This is a genomic window from Microbacterium salitolerans (assembly GCF_019720895.1).
Taxonomy (GTDB): domain Bacteria; phylum Actinomycetota; class Actinomycetes; order Actinomycetales; family Microbacteriaceae; genus Microbacterium.
In genome coordinates this window covers 592,121-608,719 of sequence record NZ_JAHKSH010000001.1, presented here as the reverse complement: position 1 = coordinate 608,719, position 16,599 = coordinate 592,121, and the positions used below count along the sequence as shown (strand labels likewise).

At 69.8% G+C, this 16,599-nt stretch carries 15 protein-coding genes; 3 read left to right on the top strand and 12 right to left on the bottom strand.

What is annotated here, in order from left to right; all coding sequences use genetic code 11:
- Positions 1 to 8: 8 nt before the first annotated feature.
- Genes KOL93_RS02570 through KOL93_RS02560 form a run of 3 tightly spaced genes read right to left on the bottom strand, consistent with a single transcriptional unit; the run spans position 9 to position 3,308 of the window.
- Complete coding sequence (locus KOL93_RS02570; protein ID WP_221583728.1) at positions 9 to 1,142, bottom strand: glycosyltransferase family 2 protein; 1,134 nt, start codon at positions 1,140 to 1,142, stop codon at positions 9 to 11.
- Positions 1,142 to 2,350, bottom strand: coding sequence for a lipopolysaccharide biosynthesis protein (locus KOL93_RS02565; protein WP_221583727.1), 1,209 nt, complete (start codon positions 2,348 to 2,350; stop codon positions 1,142 to 1,144). Before KOL93_RS02565 ends, KOL93_RS02570 begins: the two co-directional genes overlap by 1 nt.
- Position 2,351: 1 nt before the next feature.
- Positions 2,352 to 3,308 carry a glycosyltransferase family 2 protein gene (locus KOL93_RS02560; RefSeq protein ID WP_221583726.1) on the bottom strand — a complete coding sequence of 319 codons (957 nt, stop codon included), beginning with the start codon at positions 3,306 to 3,308 and terminating at the stop codon, positions 2,352 to 2,354.
- Positions 3,309 to 3,411: 103 nt separating this feature from the next.
- Between KOL93_RS02560 and KOL93_RS02555 the strand changes: the two genes are divergently transcribed.
- Both KOL93_RS02555 and KOL93_RS16300 read left to right on the top strand, forming a co-directional pair.
- A complete protein-coding gene (locus KOL93_RS02555) occupies positions 3,412 to 5,523 on the top strand; it encodes a carbohydrate binding domain-containing protein (protein WP_221583725.1) in 2,112 nt (703 codons plus the stop codon).
- Complete coding sequence (locus KOL93_RS16300) at positions 5,520 to 7,487, top strand: DUF4012 domain-containing protein (RefSeq protein WP_221583724.1); 1,968 nt, start codon at positions 5,520 to 5,522, stop codon at positions 7,485 to 7,487. The genes KOL93_RS02555 and KOL93_RS16300 overlap by 4 nt, the downstream gene beginning before the upstream one ends.
- Positions 7,488 to 7,550: 63 nt before the next feature.
- On the opposite strand, the gene KOL93_RS02545 is transcribed toward KOL93_RS16300, so the two are convergent.
- From KOL93_RS02545 to rpsL, 5 genes are all read right to left on the bottom strand, one after another.
- Positions 7,551 to 8,282, bottom strand: coding sequence for a VanZ family protein (locus tag KOL93_RS02545; protein ID WP_221583723.1), 732 nt, complete (start codon positions 8,280 to 8,282; stop codon positions 7,551 to 7,553).
- Positions 8,283 to 8,397: 115 nt separating this feature from the next.
- Positions 8,398 to 9,591 (bottom strand): elongation factor Tu, encoded by a 1,194-nt coding sequence (tuf, locus tag KOL93_RS02540; protein ID WP_221583722.1) that lies wholly within the window; start codon positions 9,589 to 9,591, stop codon positions 8,398 to 8,400.
- 171 nt (positions 9,592 to 9,762) lie between these two features.
- Positions 9,763 to 11,877, bottom strand: coding sequence for an elongation factor G (gene fusA / locus KOL93_RS02535; protein ID WP_308291516.1), 2,115 nt, complete (start codon positions 11,875 to 11,877; stop codon positions 9,763 to 9,765).
- 94 nt (positions 11,878 to 11,971) lie between these two features.
- Positions 11,972 to 12,442, bottom strand: coding sequence for a 30S ribosomal protein S7 (gene rpsG, locus KOL93_RS02530; RefSeq protein WP_221583721.1), 471 nt, complete (start codon positions 12,440 to 12,442; stop codon positions 11,972 to 11,974).
- Between the two features lie 5 nt (positions 12,443 to 12,447).
- Positions 12,448 to 12,816 (bottom strand): 30S ribosomal protein S12, encoded by a 369-nt coding sequence (gene rpsL / locus KOL93_RS02525; protein WP_221583720.1) that lies wholly within the window; start codon positions 12,814 to 12,816, stop codon positions 12,448 to 12,450.
- A gap of 234 nt (positions 12,817 to 13,050) precedes the next feature.
- Here rpsL and KOL93_RS02520 point away from each other — a divergent pair, with 234 nt between their 5' ends.
- Entirely contained in the window at positions 13,051 to 13,710 is a 660-nt protein-coding gene (locus KOL93_RS02520; protein ID WP_221583719.1) for a spermidine/putrescine ABC transporter substrate-binding protein, read from the top strand.
- A 43-nt stretch (positions 13,711 to 13,753) separates the two neighbouring features.
- Here the strand turns inward: KOL93_RS02520 and KOL93_RS02515 are convergent, their stop codons facing one another.
- From KOL93_RS02515 to KOL93_RS02500, 4 genes are all read right to left on the bottom strand, one after another.
- Positions 13,754 to 14,245 (bottom strand): hypothetical protein, encoded by a 492-nt coding sequence (locus KOL93_RS02515; protein ID WP_221583718.1) that lies wholly within the window; start codon positions 14,243 to 14,245, stop codon positions 13,754 to 13,756.
- A 13-nt stretch (positions 14,246 to 14,258) separates the two neighbouring features.
- Positions 14,259 to 15,062 carry a TrmH family RNA methyltransferase gene (locus tag KOL93_RS02510; RefSeq protein ID WP_221583717.1) on the bottom strand — a complete coding sequence of 268 codons (804 nt, stop codon included), beginning with the start codon at positions 15,060 to 15,062 and terminating at the stop codon, positions 14,259 to 14,261.
- 35 nt (positions 15,063 to 15,097) lie between these two features.
- Positions 15,098 to 16,231 (bottom strand): ABC transporter permease, encoded by a 1,134-nt coding sequence (locus tag KOL93_RS02505; protein ID WP_221583716.1) that lies wholly within the window; start codon positions 16,229 to 16,231, stop codon positions 15,098 to 15,100.
- 121 nt (positions 16,232 to 16,352) lie between these two features.
- Entirely contained in the window at positions 16,353 to 16,526 is a 174-nt protein-coding gene (locus tag KOL93_RS02500; protein ID WP_221583715.1) for a hypothetical protein, read from the bottom strand.
- Positions 16,527 to 16,599: the final 73 nt, after the last annotated feature.

The following is a 16,599-nucleotide window of genomic DNA, read 5'->3' as shown; positions in this document are numbered from 1 at the left end:
TCCGGCGCTCAGCGGCGGCGGACCCTCGACACCAGCCGAGAGGGCGCGGTCAGCAGGCGGCGCATGCCGTGCTGCTCGGGCGGGAGGTCGTGCCAGAGGAGCGCGTCGAGGTCCTCCGCGATCGCGACCCGGCCGCCCTGGATCCGGCGGCGCTCACGACGGCCGTGCGTCGCGGCGAGGCGAACGCCCCGTCCGAGTCCCGCGAGCGCGGGCTTCGCGGATCCGGTCGCGACGGCCTTGCCGAGCATCATCGCGAACAGCACGCCGAATCGTGGCCAGATGCGGTGCCGGAGACCGCGCGGCACGTTCTTGACCAGGAGGAGCGGCAGGTTCTGGAACGTCTGGCGCACCGTGAATCCAGGGATCCGCCCGCTCGTCGCGCCGACCTGGTGATGCACGATCGCCGCCGGGTCGTAGACGATCTCGTGCCCCGAGAGGCGCGCGCGGAATCCCACGTCGACGTCCTCGAAGTAGGCGAAGAACGTCGCGTCGAAGAGGCCGATGTCGCGGAAGAGCTCGGCTCGGAAGAGCGAGGCCCCACCCGACGCGGAGAACACGCGGCCGGCCCCGGGCGCCTCGGCGCGCGGGCGACCGCGCCCGCGCGGAAACGGCATCCCCCAGATGCTCAGCGCGTCGCCCGCGGTGTCGATCGTGCCGCGCAGCACCGGGTCGTCGGACGCCCGCACCATGAGCCCCGTCGCGATCGCGGCGCCGGTGCGCTCGAGTGCCGCGTCGAGCGCCGAAAGCCAGCCCGGCTCGGGGATCGCGTCGTTGTTGAGGAGGGCGACGGCACCGTACGCCTCGTCGAGGGCGCGACGGATCCCCACGTTCACGCCGCCCGCGAAGCCGAGGTTCTCCGGCTCCTCGTGGAGGGAGAGGCGGGGCCGCCGTGCGCCGAGATGCGGAGATTCGCGCGAGACGCTGACGGATTCGCCGACGTCGCCCTCATCTCGATCGATCGTCAGCTCCTCGGCGACGACACCCGGCACCCGCTCACGCAGTCGCTTGACGTCGTCACCGGCGGATCCGTTGTCGATCACAAGCACGTCGAACGCCTCGTGCGTCTGCTGCTCGAGCGCGTCCAGGCAGTCCAGCGTGTCGTCGACGCCGTTCCAATTGAGCACCACGACGAGGACCCGCATCACCGGCGCACCTTCCGACGCTCGACGAGGATCATGCCGACCTGCATGATCAGCACGATCGCCTCGGCAGCGGCGAGACCGGTCGCGCCGCCGGCCGCTCCGTGCAGGCCGGCGAGCGCGAGGGTCGTGGGGATCCCCACGATCGCGCCCGCCACGACGCTCGCGAACACGAGCCTCGGCCGCCCCCACGCGATCAGCACGTGGCGCCCGGTCGCCGTCGACATCGACACGCAGAAGGTGGCGACGCCGAACAGGACCGCGGTGGGCCGGTCGATCGCGACGTCGGCTCCGAACGCGACCCCGGTGAGCCAGGGGCCGAGGATCGCGAAGCACGCGAACCCGACCGCCCCGAGCGCGGCGTGCAGGAGGAGGGCGCGGCGGGCCCGCGCGGCGAAGTGCGCGCGATCGTCCTCGACGACCCACCCCTGCAGGGCGTTGCCCTGGGCCCCGACGACGGTCTGGCCCATGCGCCACAGCTTGTCGCCCGAGACGTAGGTCGCGGCCTGCGACGTCGACGCCCCCGCCGTCACGAGCGACACCGCGAGCGCCGTGTAGGCGCCGCTGACGGTCTCTGTCGCCGCGGCCGACAGCTGGCGGCGGGCGAACCGCCCCGACGCCGCCCACCCGGTCACGAGGTCGCGCGGGCGCACGACCCGCAGCGCATACGCCGCGACCCCTCCGATGATCGCGGCGATGAGCAGCACGGGGTACGCCCACACCGGTCCGCCCACGACGACGATCACGGCGCCGATCGCGGTCGCGACGGCGCGGGGAACGAGCTCAAAGCCGATGAGCGGCAGGGGCGTGCCGAGCCCGATGAGGTACCAGCTCGCGGTGAGGCCGCCGAGCGTGATCGCGACCGCCATGAGCGCGGCCGACAGCGCGTGCGCCGGCGGCGCGAGCGCACCCGCCACGACGGATCCGATCACGAGCGCCGGCAGGGTGAGCGCGAGACGGGCGCGCGTTCCGCGGGCGAACAGCTCGGCCCGCTCGTCGGCCGCGGCGAGGGCCACGAGCGTCGGCCCCGACACGTTGAGACCGAGCCCGACTGCGAGGGCGAGGAACCCGCCGACCGACTGCCCGACGGCGATCGCGACCCATGCGTCGGCACCGGCCGCGCGCGCGAGCACAGGCAGGATGACGAAGGGGATCAGCGCCGAGAAGGCGGGGATCGTCGAGAAGCTCAGCAGGCGCCGCGTGAGGGACATGTCAGCGCGTCCAGAACCCCGGCGACCGCATGCGGATCCCCCGGCGAAATCCGATCGATCGGTCGACGCCCGCGACCGGGATCTGCGGGCGCACGACCCCCCGGGCCGCCCGCCATCCGGCGATGCGCCCGAGCAGCGCCGAGGGATCGCGCCGCAGCACGAGGCGACGGACGCACACGAGGGCTTCGATCGCGATCGCACCGAGGGCGCGGCGCGTGCGCAGGACGCCCCACGCGCGCAGCAGGTACCCGCGGCCGAAGCCCGCCAGGCGGGTCTGCCGCGGCGAACCCTCGCCCGCCGATGCCCCGCCGATGTGCACGCCGCCCGGCCGGTCGAGCGCGACGGTGTCGTAGCCGCCCGCGCGCAGACGCAGCGCGAGGTCGAGCTCCTCGCCGTACATGAAGATGCCCTCATCGAGCACGCCGACCTCGTCGAGCGCGCGACGACGGTACGCGGCGACGGCGCCGTAGGGCCCGAGCACGGGCGGATCCGTCGGGTGCGCCTGCTCGAGAGAGGCGCCGTGGAATCGCACGAAGCCGGCGCAGGTGGGATCCGCGGTGATGCCCAGCGAGTCGACGGAACCGTCGGTCTGCATCAGGAGGGGACAGACGCTCGCCACCTCGTCCGACGCCTCGTCGAACGCGGTCGCGATGTCGGCCATGAGCGTCGGCTCGGCGATGACGTCGCTGTTGACGAGCACGACGATGTCGCCGTCGCCGTGCGCGATGCCGCGATTGCAGGTCGCGGCGAAGCCGCGGTTCGCCTCGTTGCGCAGGAGCGTGAGCTCGGGGAAGGCACGCGCGACGCGGTCGGCCGTGTCGTCGGGCCCGCAGTCGTCGACCACGATGACGCGCACCGGATGCGTCTGCGAGGCGAGCGCCGCGAGGCACGGTTCCACGTGCTCCCACCCGCCGTACACCGGCACGATGGCGTCGATGGTCGGGGCGGAGGTCGGCATCGCTTCATCCTATGACCGGCGTGCGGTCCGCGATGCCTTCGAATGTCAGACCTCCATGCGATGATGAACCCCGTTCGCATGCCTTCCGAAGGGACGCCGGATCTTGGCTCTGACACCGCGCAACAGGAACATCCTCCTCGTCGTCGCCGGCGCCGCCGTCGTCGCGCTCGTCGGCGGGGGCATCGCGTGGGCGGCCGCCACCGGTGGGCAGACCGAGGAGGCGGCCCCGACGCCGACTCCCACACCGACCGCGACGCCGACCCCCACGCCCACCCCGACGCCGACGCCCACCCCGACGCCGCAGGTGGCGTCGCTGCCGGTGTCGACGCCGCTGCACGCGGCGATCGACGGCTGGCAGGGCGCCGACCAGAAGCAGATCGCCGACATCATGCCGCAGATCGGGCAGGCGGCGGCGGGCCGGATGTCCGCCTACATCGACGCCCCGAAGGTCGCGGAGCCGACCGCGGCGCTCCGCACCGAGGTCTCGGTGCAGGCCGGCGAGAAGTACGAGTTCACCGCCCAGGTCCGTCAGGGCACGCGCAAGCCGCAGCCGGTCGAGGCCACGTTCCTCGTCGGCGAGAAGAAGATCCCCCTGGGCGAGATCAACGGCGACTGGAGCGAGGTCACGGGCGAGTTCACGGCTCCGCAGGGCGCCAGCGCCGTCCCCGTCGAGATCCGCGTGACGGGATCCGTCTCCGGGCTCGGCATCGACGACATCGCGCTCGTGCCCGCAGCCGGCGGCGACAGCGTCGTGCCGAACGGATCCTTCGAGGGCGTCTCCTCCGAGTGGGGCATCCTCAACGACTCGCTCATCCTCCGCGAGCGCGGCGCCTCCATGGGCGTCTCGCTGGCCGACGGCGACGCGAAGTGGGCCGTCACGACGACGGGCGGCGACGTCGTCGCCGAGGGCTCGAAGGCCGTCGAGGGCGGGTACGCGAACATCCCGCTCGAGGGCGTCTCGCAGGGCTACTACACCTTCTCCGTCACCGACGCGCAGGGCGGCCAGGTCACCGCGCCCTTCGGCGTCGTCGACTACGACGGCGCGAACATCACGCCCGACAAGCGCCTCGGCGTCGCGACGCACGCCGATCAGTCCTGGTACGTCGACGCGGCAGACCCCATCCGCGCCGTCGGTTTCAGCATGGCGCGCAACGACGTCCTCTGGGATCAGAACGAGACGACGCCGGGCCAGTACAGCTTCTCGTCGCACTACACCGAGGAGTTCGGCAAGTTCTCGTCGCACGGCATCGGCCTGCTCGGCATCGTCAACTACACGAACCCGCTCTACGACGGCGGCGCGCGCCCCGCCTCGCCCGAGGCCGTCGAAGCGTTCGGCCGCTACGCCGCCGCGATCGCCAGCACGTTCGACGTCGTCGGCGTGCAGGTGTTCAACGAGTTCAACCACGAGCGCTTCGCTCCCGGCGGCTGCGGATCCGCGCCCGAGTGCTACCAGCCGCTCATCGAGTCGACCGACCGGCACGTCGCCGAGGTCGACCCCGAGATCCCCATCGTCGTCGGCGGCACCGCCAACTACGACGGCGAGTGGCTCGCCGGTCTGTGGGGCACGGGGGCGCTCAACAACTCCGACGTCGCGAGCTTCCACCCGTACAACAAGTACATCTACGACACCCCCGAGAGCCTCGGCAGCGTGCTCGGCGACGCCCGCGAGAACATGAACGCCGCGGGCGGCGAGATCCCGATCTGGATCACCGAGTTCGGCTGGACGACGGGCGCCGAGATGGGGCAGGACGTCTCGTACGCCGACCAGGGCGAGCGCCTGGCGCGCGCCGAGCTGACGGCCCTCGGGCAGGGCGCCTCGAAGTTCTTCTGGTACGACCTCATCGACGACAGCACCGACCCCAACGCGCACGAGGGCAACTTCGGCATGTTCGAGCAGAAGCAGTCGGGAGTCGCCGCTCAGCCGCCCAAGCCCGCCGCATTCGTGCAGGCGCTGCTCGTCAACGAGCTCGGCGGCCGCGACGACCCGCAGGCGGTCAAGGCCGGCGACGGCGTGTACGCGTACCAGTTCGGCAAGGACGGCGACTCCGTGCGCACCGCCTGGTCGATCGAGGGCGACCGCGAGGCGACCTTCGAGGTGTCCGGGCCCGTCGAGGTCACGACCATGTGGGGATCCACCCAGACCATGAAGCCGAACAACGGCAAGGTGAAGATCACGGTGGGCAGCTCCCCCGTGTTCATCGAGGACAAGAAGTGACAGATCAGAACGATCCCTTCGCGGGCCTGACCCGCAAGCAGCTCCGCGACATGCGCGAGCGTCTCGATGCGGCCGAGGCCGCGAGCGACGACGATCCGGCGGCAGACGCCGCGACGACCGCGCTGCCCGTGCAGGGCGCCGAGACGACGATCCTGCCGGCGCAGAGCGCGGCTGATGCGCCCGCAGACGCGCCGACGCCCGCACTGGGGACCCCGGCGGTGGCCCCCGAACCCGGCACGGCGTCCGCAGACCCCGACGAGCCCACCGACGGCACGGGGCGTCGCTGGACCGCGAAGCACACGAAGCGCACGATCGTCATCGCCCTGATCGTGCTCGTCGTGTGCACCATCTGGCTCGGCGTGCGCGCCCTGATCGTGAAGGGCGACCTCGAGGCCGCCCAGCGGGTCATCGCGCACGTGCAGCAGGATCCCGACAGCATGCAGGCGTCGCTCCCCGTGCTCGGCGACTACGCCGGATCCGCGGCGAGCGTCCGGTGGGATCCCGTGTGGCGTCTCGCCGAGTTCGTGCCGTGGGCGGGCGACAACCTCGAGGGCGTGCGGCTCGCCGCGCGCTCGCTCGACGTCGCCGTCAACGACCTCGCCGTCCCGGCTCTCACCGAGATGGACTCCGACAGCGAAGAGCCCATCCTGCAGCGTCTGCTGCCGATCCTCACCGACGTCGAGCCCGACATCACCTCGCTGGCCGCCGACATCGAGCGCGTCGCCGAATCCGACTCCCTCGTCGGTCCGGTGCGCGCGGGCGTCGACCAGGTCAACGGCGTCATGCAGACCGCGGGCCCCGCCATCGGCGTCGCGCCGAGCCTGCTGGGCGCCGACGAGGCGCGCAACTACCTGCTCGTGTTCATGAACAACGCCGAGTCCGTCGGCCTCGGCGGATCCGCCGCGTCGCAGACGCTCATCAACGTCGACAGCGGCACGTTCGAGATCACGGCGCAGGCGTCGAGCGCAAGCTACCAGGAGGGCGTGCCCGTCGACGTCGACGTCCCGCAGAGCGCGCTCGACCTCTACAGCGAGTATCTCGTCACGCACATCAACACGACCGCGAGCCGCCCCGACTTCCCGACGATGGCCGAGCTCACGACGAGCTTCTGGAACCGCGACGTCGGCGACCAGGACATCGACGGGGTCGTCGCCATCGACCCGATCGCCCTCAGCTACATCCTCGAGGCGACCGGACCCATCCAGCTCGCCACGGGCGAGACGATGACGAGCGACAACGCCGTGCAGATGCTGCTGAGCGACGTGTACACGAAGTGGAACGCGTACGAGGAGCCCGAGGTCGTCGACGCGTTCTTCGCGAGCGTGGCCGACCAGGTCTTCCAGAAGATCGCAGCCGCCGACTTCGACATGCTGACGATGATGAACGCCGTGACCCGCGGCATCGACCAGGGATCCGTGCTCTTCCACAGCGACGACGACGAGGTCCAGCAGCACATCGCCGACGAGCGCGTCTCGGGCATCCTTCCCGCCTCGAACGAGGACGAGAGCACGGTCGGCGTCTACTTCCGCGACGAGTCCGCGTCGAAGATCGACTACTACATGAAGTCGAACATCGACGTCGCGCAGACCTGCCGCGAGAGCGGCAGCGACTTCCAGGTCGACACGACGCTGCACCTCGACATCGATCAGGGTGCGGCCGACGCGCTGCCCGACTACGTCAAGAGCGGCACCTGGGGCTCGTCGCAGTTCCGTACCGCTGTGTACGTGTACGGCCCTCCCGGAACGACCATCGAGAGCGTCCAGGTCGAAGGCCGCGCCGTCGAACTCAAGCGCGACGACGTGGTCGACCTCGACCGGCCCGTGGCGTACTTCGAGACATATCTCGCCCCGAGCGAGCTCGCCACGGTCACGGCGACCTTCTCCGGCGACGGCGAGTTCGGCCCGGCCGCCCTGCAGGCGACCCCCATGGTCAACACGACGACGGGCGCCGTCGAAGGCTGCTGACCCCGGCGTACGCAGGAAGGCCCGGACATCGCGTCCGGGCCTTCCTGCGTACGCGGCGCGCCGTCAGTACGGGAGGCGCTGCGTAGGCGTCTCGGCGGTCGGCGTGCGATCCGACCATCCCTGCGGATCCAGTACGGCGGTGTCGTTCGCACCGCGTGGCGCGGGCTCATACGGATCCAGCACGGCCGTGGCCTGGGCGTCGCGCGGCGCGGACGCATACGGATCACGCGCCGGGGCGACATAGGGGGCGCGCGGCGGGGCGGCGACCCGCTCCTGCGGCGGCCGAGCAGCGCGGCGCTCGCGCTCTCGCTGCCACATGGCTCGATCCAGGACCTTCCTGTCTCGCGCATGCACCATGCCGCGCAGCGTCGCGGCGACGAACGTGCCGATCCACGCGCCGATCGAGTTCGCCACGATGTCGCGCATGTCGCTCACGCGACCGCCCAGGTACTCACCCTGCACCCACTCGATTGCGCCCGAGTACGCGGGCAGGAGGAGCAGAGCGAGCCACCAGCCCCAACCGGGGAGCGCGAGGCCCAGGAGGAACCCCAGGGGCACGAACATGCCGATGTTCGCGACGAACTCCAGCTCCATGTAGCCGAACGCGTCGGGCACGCCCACGCGGTGCAGCACACGCAGGACGCGGTCTGCGACGGAGTCGACGCCCACCCCGTCGAGGCTCGGCGTCATGGTCACCCATATGACGAACGCCAGGTAGATGAAGAACAGCAGCGTGGCGAGGCCCACGCGCAGGCGACTGCGCGGCGGCTTGCGGTCGTCGTCGGCATACGTCATACGGGGAGGCTAGACGCTCGAGATGGCCACGTCCCTGTGAAATGCGTGACGACAACGAAAAGAAGCGGGGCGGATCCCGAAGGATCCGCCCCGCTCCTCAGTGAGACCGAAGGTCTTACTTGATGATCTTCGTCACCGTACCGGCGCCGACCGTGCGGCCACCCTCACGGATGGCGAAGCCGAGGCCCTCCTCCATGGCGATCGGCTGGATCAGCTCGACCGTCATGTCGGTGGTGTCGCCTGGCATGACCATCTCGGTGCCCTCGGGCAGCGAGATGACGCCCGTGACGTCGGTGGTGCGGAAGTAGAACTGCGGGCGGTAGTTCGTGTAGAAGGGGTTGTGACGGCCACCCTCGTCCTTCGACAGGATGTACGCCGTGCCCTCGAAGTCGGTGTGCGGCGTGACCGAACCCGGCTTCACGACAACCTGGCCGCGCTCGACGTCGTCGCGCTTCAGACCACGAAGCAGGAGACCGCAGTTCTCGCCGGCCCAGGCCTCGTCGAGCTGCTTGTGGAACATCTCGATGCCCGTGACGGTGGTCTTCTGCGTCGCGCGGATGCCGACGATCTCGATCTCCGAGTTGATCTTCAGGATGCCGCGCTCGGCGCGACCCGTGACGACCGTGCCACGACCGGTGATCGTGAAGACGTCCTCGATCGGCATGAGGAACGGCTTGTCGCGGTCACGCTCGGGCTCGGGGATCGAGTTGTCGACGGCCTCCATGAGGTCGGCAACAGCCTGCATCCACTTCTCGTCGCCCTCGAGAGCCTTGAGGCCCGAGACCTGCACGACGGGAGCGTTGTCGCCGTCGAAGCCCTGCGACGACAGAAGCTCGCGAACCTCGAGCTCGACGAGCTCCAGGATCTCCTCGTCGTCGACCATGTCGCTCTTGTTCAGCGCGACGAGCAGGTAGGGAACGCCGACCTGCTTGGCGAGAAGGACGTGCTCACGCGTCTGCGCCATCGGACCATCGGTCGCGGCGACCACGAGGATCGCGCCGTCCATCTGGGCGGCACCGGTGATCATGTTCTTGACGTAGTCGGCGTGGCCGGGGGCGTCGACGTGAGCGTAGTGACGCGTGGGCGTCTCGTACTCGACGTGCGAGATGTTGATCGTGATACCGCGGTCGCGCTCCTCAGGAGCCGAGTCGATCGAACCGAAGTCGCGCACCACGTTCACGTCCGACGGGTACTTGTCCGCCAGCACCTTCGAGATGGCGGCGGTCAGCGTGGTCTTACCGTGATCGACGTGACCGATCGTTCCGATGTTGAGATGCGGCTTGGTGCGCTCGAACTTGGCCTTAGCCACTATGTCCTCCTCAGGACGCTCAGGGAGAAGTACCGGGCGCTGGATTGCGACCGGCTCTCTTCCGGGGTTTGTTTCAGTCTAATAGAGACAGTCTGTGTGAAGTTGTACGTGTGTGGACGGGGGCCGGCACTCGGTCGGCCCCCGTCCGCAGCCTTCAGGGGAGGGTGAGAGTTACTCGCCCTTGCCCTTCTGGATGATCTCGTCGGCAACCGCCTTGGGAACCTCGGCGTAGCTGCTGAACTCCATCGAGTACACGGCACGGCCCGACGTCTTCGAACGCAGGTCGCCGATGTAGCCGAACATCGAGGACAGCGGCACGAATGCGCTCACGACCTTGACGCCCTGGCCGTCTTCCATCGAGTCGATCTGTCCGCGGCGCGAGTTGATGTCGCCGATGACGTCGCCCATGTACTCCTCGGGAGTACGGACCTCGACCGCCATGAGCGGCTCGAGCAGCACGGGGCTCGCCTTCTGGACGGCCTCCTTGAAGCCCATCGACGCGGCGATCTTGAACGCCATCTCCGACGAGTCGACATCGTGCGCCGCACCGTCGACGAGCGTCGCCTTGACGCCCACCATCGGGTAGCCGGCGAGGACGCCGACGTTCATCGCGTCCTGGAAGCCCGCGTCGACCGAGGGGATGTACTCGCGCGGAACGCGGCCACCCGTGACGGCGTTGGAGAACTCGTAGATCTTGTCGTCCTCGACCTCCATGGGCTCGAGCTTGAACTGGATCTTCGCGAACTGACCGGATCCACCCGTCTGCTTCTTGTGGGTGTAGTCGTGACGCTCGACGGCGCGGCGGATCGTCTCGCGGTAGGCCACCTGGGGCTTGCCGACGTTCGCCTCGACCTTGAACTCGCGCTTCATGCGGTCGACGAGGATGTCGAGGTGGAGCTCGCCCATGCCCTTGACCGTGGTCTGACCGGTCTCGGCGTTGTTCTCAACGCGGAAGGTCGGGTCCTCCTCAGCGAGCTTCTGGATCGCGAGACCCAGCTTCTCCTGGTCGGCCTTCGTCTTCGGCTCGATCGCGACCTCGATGACGGGCTCGGGGAACGTCATCGACTCGAGGACGACCTGGTGCGTCGGGTCGCACAGCGTGTCGCCCGTCGTGGTGTCCTTGAGGCCGATGACCGCGTAGATGTGGCCCGCGGTGACCGAGTCGACCGGGTTCTCCTTGTTGGCGTGCATCTGGAAGATCTTCCCGATGCGCTCCTTCTTGCCCTTGGTCGAGTTGATGACCTGCGCGCCCGAGTCGAGGTGACCGGAGTAGACGCGGATGTAGGTCAGGCGACCGAAGAAGGGGTGCGTGACGACCTTGAACGCCAGAGCCGAGAACGGCTCCTCTCGGTCGGCGTGACGCTCGACGACGACCGACTCGTCCTTCGGGTCGTGCGCCTCGATGGCGGGCACGTCGATGGGAGCGGGGAGGTAGTCGACGACCGCGTCGAGCATCGGCTGCACGCCGCGGTTCTTGAAGGCCGAACCACAGAAGACGGGGTACGCGGCGCCCGCGATCGTGAGCTTGCGGATGCCCGCCTTCAGCTCGTCGATCGACAGCTCCTCGCCACCGAAGTACTTCTCGAGGAGGGCCTCGTCGCTCTCGGCGACGGCCTCGACGAGCTGCTCGCGGTACTGCTGCGCGCGCTCCTGGAGGTCGGCGGGGATCTCCTCGATCTCGTACTTGGCGCCCATCGTGACGTCGCCCTTGGAGTCGCCCGGCCAGGTGAAGGCCTTCATGCTCAGCAGGTCGACGACGCCGACGAAGTCGTTCTCGGCGCCGATCGGAAGCTGCATCACGAGCGGCTTCGCCTTCAGGCGGTTGATGATCGTGTCGACCGTGAAGTAGAAGTCGGCGCCCAGCTTGTCCATCTTGTTGACGAAGCAGATGCGCGGCACGTTGTACTTGTCGGCCTGACGCCAGACCGTCTCGGACTGGGGCTCGACGCCCTCCTTGCCGTCGAAGACGGCGACCGCACCGTCGAGCACGCGAAGCGAGCGCTCGACCTCGACCGTGAAGTCGACGTGGCCGGGGGTGTCGATGATGTTGATCTGGGAGCCATCCCAGAAGCACGTGACAGCAGCGGACGTGATCGTGATGCCACGCTCCTGCTCCTGCTCCATCCAGTCCGTCGTCGCGCCACCGTCGTGCGTCTCACCGATCTTGTGGTTGACGCCCGTGTAGAACAGGATGCGCTCGGTCGTGGTGGTCTTACCGGCATCGATGTGGGCCATGATGCCGATGTTGCGGACCTTCTTGAGGTCGGTGAGCACGTCTTGTGCCACTTCGAGTTTCCTTACGTGAGAAGAGGGATGAAGCAGGGACGCCGGCCCCGGATGCCCCGCGGAGCGATCCGGGGCCGGCGAGAGTCGCTGTGTCTTACCAGCGGTAGTGCGCGAAGGCGCGGTTCGACTCGGCCATCTTGTGCGTGTCCTCGCGGCGCTTGACCGCGGCACCGAGGCCGTTCGACGCGTCGAGGATCTCGTTCATGAGACGCTCGGTCATCGTCTTCTCACGACGGCCCTTCGCGTAGCTGACGAGCCAGCGCAGAGCGAGCGTGTTGGCACGGTGAGGCTTGACCTCGACCGGAACCTGGTACGTCGAGCCGCCGACGCGGCGGCTGCGGACCTCGAGCGTGGGGCGCACGTTGTCGAGGCCCTTCTTGAGCGTCGCGACGGCGTCGCCGCCCGTCTTCGCCTCGACACCCGCGAGGGCGCCGTAGACGATGCGCTCGGCGATCGACTTCTTGCCGTCGACGAGGATCTTGTTGACGAGCTGCGTGACGATCGGGGCGCCGTAGACCGGGTCGTTGACGACGGGGCGCTTGGGGGCCGGACCCTTACGAGGCATCTAACTCAACCCTTCTTCGCGCCGTAGCGGCTGCGAGCCTGCTTACGGTTCTTGACGGCCTGCGTGTCGAGCGCACCGCGAACGATGCGGTAGCGCACACCGGGGAGGTCCTTCACACGACCACCGCGCACGAGCACCAGCGAGTGCTCCTGCAGGTTGTGGCCCTCACCGGGGATGTACGCCGTGACCTCGGTGCCGTTGCGGAGCTTCACACGAGCGACCTTGCGCATCGCCGAGTTCGGCTTCTTGGGGGTGGTGGTGTACACGCGGGTGCACACACCTGCCTGCTGCGGGTTCGCCTTCAGGGCGGGCGCCTTGGTCTTCGAGACCTTGGCGGAGCGGCCCTTGCGAACCAACTGCTGAATAGTTGGCACGTTTCTCCTTGATTCAATGCTGCACGGTGACAGCGGGGCGTGATGTTTCACGTCGACCCACCCATCCGAGCGAATGAACGGATGTACTGCGGTGGGTATGCCGTGGGGGTGAACCTGTTCGCAGGTCCCATCCCTCGCGTACGGGCACGCGACAAGCGCGTGCACGCACACGGATCCATCATACGTGTGCGACACGCGCCCTGCAAACGCCGTCTCCCCCGTACCCTGTGAGGTATGGAGCGGTCGCTCGAAACCCGCGTGAACCAGGCCGTCGAGGCCTGGCTCCGCTGGCTGCCCCGCTGGGAGCCGGCGACGCATCGCGGGCGCCGCTCCCCGTGTCGCCGATGCCTCGGATCCCCCGTCCTTCGCGCCGCCGGCCTCGACGAGGACGCGCCGCACGGGGTGCAGCACGGTCTCTCGACCCGCATCAAGACGATCATCGACCAGCGTGTCGCCGGGTACACCGAGCACAACCTGCCGCTCCTCCAGGCCGAGCTCGACCAGCAGTCCGCCCGCAACCAGTCGCGCACCTACCGGCCGCGAGAAGACCTGGATCCCGAGTTCGACGGCCTCCCCCTCGACCCGGAGCCCGCTCCCGGGCAGCCGTTCCTCTTCACGATCGCGGGGTTCGAAGAAGAGGCCGCGCGGGACGCGCCTCCCCTGCCGCCGCTCAGCGAGGACGCGAAGGCGGCGCTGCGCCACGAGGTCGCGCTCGCCGACGAGTACGCGAACGAGATCGGGCGCGACGTGTGCCGCCTGCTCGCGACGCACAGTTCGCGGATCCGCGCCGCCGTCAGCGAGTTCGTGGACCCTCAGGTCGACGCCCTGCTGAAGGAGCTGACGACCTCGCTCGACGCGCCCTTCGACCCGCGCGACCTGGGGCGCGGCTCCTGACGAGCCTCCCGCTGCCCCGGCCGCGGGCGTCGTCGATGCCGCGTCACTGATCGCGGGGATCCTCCCACGGCCAGCGCGGGCGGCCCGAGCGCGTGCGCCGCAGGGCGATTCCGGCCCACGCGGCGATCGCCGCCGTGACGACGATCGTCGGCGACACCCAGCTCAGGAGCACCTCGCTCATCGCAGCGCCGGCGGATCCGAGATCCCCCGTCGCCGCGAACGCCGCCACGCCGAGCGCCAGGGCGTGGACGGCTCCCGCGGCGAGGGCGATGCCCGCGGTCGACCAGAACGACGGCCGCTCCGAGGAGACCACGCCCCACAGCAGCAGCGCGAATGCCGCGACCGATGCTCCGACGGCGATGTATCCCGAGAGCATCCCGATGTCGGGCGTCGAGATGACGTCGTCGTCCTGCGCGAGGCTCACCACCCCCAGCCCGCAGATCACGAGCGCGAGGTACCCCATGCCGCAGAACGCGACGATGACCGGCGCGCGGACGCCGCCGGGCGGTGGCCCCTCCCCGCGCGTCCCCGTCATGTCGCGCCCTCCGTCACTCCGAGAGGTTGACCGTGGTGCGCGCCGCGAGCGCGATGCCCGCCGCGACCGACACGTTGAGCGACTCGGTGTCGCGGCGCATCGGGATCGACACGGCGTCGGATGCATCTGCGACCAGCGCGCCCGAGTGGCCGGCCTTCTCGCCGCCGAACACGAGGGCGAGACGCTCGTCGACGGCGCCGAGCTCGTCGAGCGAGAGCGACCCGCTCGCGTCGACCGCGACGGACCGGATCCCGGTCGCGAGGAGGTCGCGCACCTCGTCGCGCGACGCGAGGACGACCGGCAGCGAGAAGACGTATCCGCGGCTCGCCCGCACGACGCGGCGGTCGAGGACGCTGTCGAGCTCGCTGTCGACGAGGACGACCCCCGCCGCACCGAGTCCGTAGGCCGAGCGGACGATCGCGCCGATGTTGCCGACGATGCGCGCGCCGTCGAGGATCACGATGTCGCCCGATGCCTCGCGCAGGTCGCCGATGCGCGGCGCACGCGGCGCCTTGGCGATCGCGAACATCGCCGGGCGACGGTCGCCCTTGAACATCTGGCTCATGACACCGGTCGCGACGCGCGAGAACGGCACGGTGCGCTCGGCGAACTCGGCCAGAAGGTCGCTCGGCATGTCGAACGTCTCGGCCGCGTAGACCCCGACGAACTCGACGCCCGTGCGCACGGCGTGGGTCACCGGCTCGACGTCCTCGACGAAGAGGGTCTTCGTGGCCGCACGGGCACGGCGGGAGACGTCGAGGATCCGCTGCACAGCGGGATCCGACATCGTTTCGATCAGGGGCGCATCATCGGTCATTCTCGCGACACTACCCCTCGCGGATGACCGTCGCCTCAGTCGGCCTTGGGGCCCTCGGCCATGATGCGGTCGTACTCCTCGCGCTCCTCGGCGTTGAGCTTCGTGATGCGCGCGCCGCGCTTGGACACCCAGGCGCCGAACCAGATCGTCACCTCGCGGGCGATGATGAAGGCGATGAGCCCGAGCGGGTGCAGGACGTGGTTGATGAGCAGCTCGACGCCCTCGGAGGACGTGAGGTTCCAGAACGGCGCCGCGAAGAAGACGCCGACCAGGTAGCCGACGTACGTCAGCAGCGCGACGATCAGTCCCAGCACGACCCACGACCACCAGCGCGCGCGGTTGACGAACACGCCGAGCAGCCAGAACGCGAGCCAGAACGCGATGATCGTCACCCAGAACTGCGGGGCGAGGAGCGTATCGGAGACGAACGACATCGGAACGAGCGCCGTCGCGCGCTCGGATCCCACGTAGACCGCGAACAGCGACCAGCCGTACGTCGCGGCGGCGTAGAGGACGCCGAACGCGAGAGCACCCACGAGGCCGATGAGGCCCGCCGCTCCGCGGTTGCCGCGGGTACGGGGCGGCTCGGGAGCCTGCACGAAGATCGGTCCCGGCGCCGCCGCCGGCGGGGTCGGCTCACTCGCGGTCACCGCCGTGGCGACGACCACTTCCTCCACGGGCGCCTCGCCCGGGGCGGGCTCGCTCGCCGTGAACGTCTCGGTCTTGGCCGGCTCGAACCAGGGGTCCTTCTTGTCGTCGGCCGCGGGCTCCGGCGAGCCGGGGGCCACCGGCGCGGCGGCTGCCGTCTCGGTCTCCAGGCGGTCGAGCTCGGCGGCGAGGGCCTCGTAGTCGGGCTCGTCGCTCGTCGAGGAGTCACCGTGGTCGCTCGGGGACGAGTCGGCGGGCGCGGCGTCGTCCGCCGGATCCACGTCATCGGCCGGCTCGGCCGCGGGCGTCGCCGCTTCTGCCGGAGCATTCTCGGCCGGGGGCGCCTCGTCCGCCGCGCGGCGCTCGGCCGCGATCTCGGCGCGCGTCGTGCCACCCGTCGGGGTCGGGTCCGCGGCCACCTCGGTGGGCGCGGCCTCCTGCTCGACAGCGTCGCTCGAGGCCACCGGCTCCTCGATGGGCTCGCCGTTCTGGTCGTTCTTCGGACCCTGAGCGTCACTCATCGCACGCACTCCTCACAGAAGGGGTCTCTCCCCTCTCGCGGCAGACTAACCCGCGGGATCCGGCACAGCCGGGCGCCTCGCCGCGCGCGTCGCGCACGACGATCTCGGGCGCGTCGGCGACTCACTCCGGAGTGAGCGAGCGCAGCCAGTCGAAGAACCCGAAGAAGGTCGACGAGAGCCACTCGCCCACGACCGGCAGAAACGGCGCTGCCGCCCAGATCAGGAGGCCGAGCACCGCGAGCACCACGATCGTCCCGATCGCCGTCGCGACCCTGCTGCGCCCTCCGATAGCCATGGCTCCAGCGTATCCGCGGAGGCGGCGTGCGCCGCGACGCAGAAGACCCCCGGATCCGAGGATCCGGGGGTCT